The organism is Micromonospora sp. BQ32 (genome assembly GCF_059358895.1).
In genome coordinates this window covers 1-1,327 of the sequence record NZ_JCADBI010000049.1, presented here as the reverse complement: position 1 = coordinate 1,327, position 1,327 = coordinate 1, and the positions used below count along the sequence as shown (strand labels likewise).

Genomic DNA, 1,327 nt, shown 5'->3' with positions numbered 1-1,327 from the left:
CTGCCCTGACTGTGAGGCTGGCCGGGTTGGCCTGATGGTGATGGGCTGATGGTTGGTAGCAGCGGACGTGACTCTTGCCCTGACTGGCTCTGTGCCTTTGTGAGGACTTGTCCGTCTGCTGCTACCGGCACCCGGCCCGGCGGGAGACGTTGGCCTGATCAGGAGCTTGACCGCCAGTTAGCGGCTGGCGTGTCTCATCACAGTCCTGCCATCTCCGCACCGGACCGGACCCTTGCGTCCTGACGGTGAGGAGAGAACGCATGTCCATGCTGGCAGATCTGGTCGAGGTCGTCATCGGCGTCGACACCCACAAAGACACCCACACCGCCGCGCTGCTCGATACCCGCACCGGCGGTGTCTTGGCGCGGATCACGGTCAGCACCGACCCGGACGGCTACGCGCAGCTGGTGGCCCTGGCCGGACAGCATTCGGGGCTGCGGGCCTGGGCCCTCGAGGGCTCCGGCGGCTACGGCGCTGGCCTGGCCCGGCACCTGGCCGATAGTGGTGAGTTGGTCATCGAGCTGGACCGGCCGCAGCGCCCGGCCCGCCGGGCCGGGGCGAAGTCCGACCCGATCGACGCCGAACGCGCCGCCCGCGACGCCCTGGCCCGCACACAGCTGGCGCAGCCCAAGACCGGCGCGCAACGCGCAGCGCTGCAAGTGCGGCTTACCGCCCGCCGAGCGGCCGTGGAAGCCAGCGCCGACGCCCAGCAGCAGCTACACGCAATGGTGATCACCGCCCCCGAGCCGGTGCGAGCCCGCTTCCGCGGCCAAAGCACCCGCATCATGCTCACCACCGCCACCCGACTACGCCCCACCACCAGCGCGGATGTCGACGTGTTCACGAGCCTGACCGTGCTGCGCGACCTCGCCCGCCGCGTCCGCTTCCTCGAAGCCGAAGCCCTAGATCACGAAAAAGCAATCCGCGCGATCGTCCGCTCCTGGCGACCCGACCTGCTCGACCTCACCGGCGTCGGACCGATCGTCGCCGCCACCGTGCTCACCGCTTGGTCCCATCCCGGACGCTGCCGCAACGACGCCGCGTTCGCCATGCTCGCCGGCGCCGCACCCATCCCCGCATCATCCGGCAAAACCGTCCGCTACCGACTCAACCGCTCCGGCGACCGCCAACTCAACCGCGCCCTGCACACCATCGTCCTGACCCGCCTACAACGCGACGAGGACACCCGCGCCTACGCCGAGCGCCGCCGCGCCCAAGGCAAAACCGACCGCGAGATCAAACGCTGCCTCAAACGCTACGTCGCCCGCGAAATCTACCGACGCTTGGAAAACCCACCCCAACCACTTGACCCGGCATAGGAGCGTCC

At 69.3% G+C, this 1,327-nt stretch carries 1 protein-coding gene; it reads left to right on the top strand.

All coding sequences use genetic code 11. From position 1 onward, the window contains the following. Positions 1–260 precede the first annotated feature (260 nt). The gene (locus AC5L30_RS32955; RefSeq protein ID WP_494872178.1) at positions 261–1,319 is read left to right on the top strand and encodes an IS110 family RNA-guided transposase; all 1,059 of its coding nucleotides are present in this window, start codon (positions 261–263) and stop codon (positions 1,317–1,319) included. Positions 1,320–1,327 lie beyond the last annotated feature (8 nt).

Excerpts from the sequence above, each read along its gene's own strand:
- AC5L30_RS32955 (WP_494872178.1), top strand. The coding sequence starts at position 261 with ATGTCCATGCTGGCAGATCTGGTCGAGGTCGTCATCGGCGTCGACACC.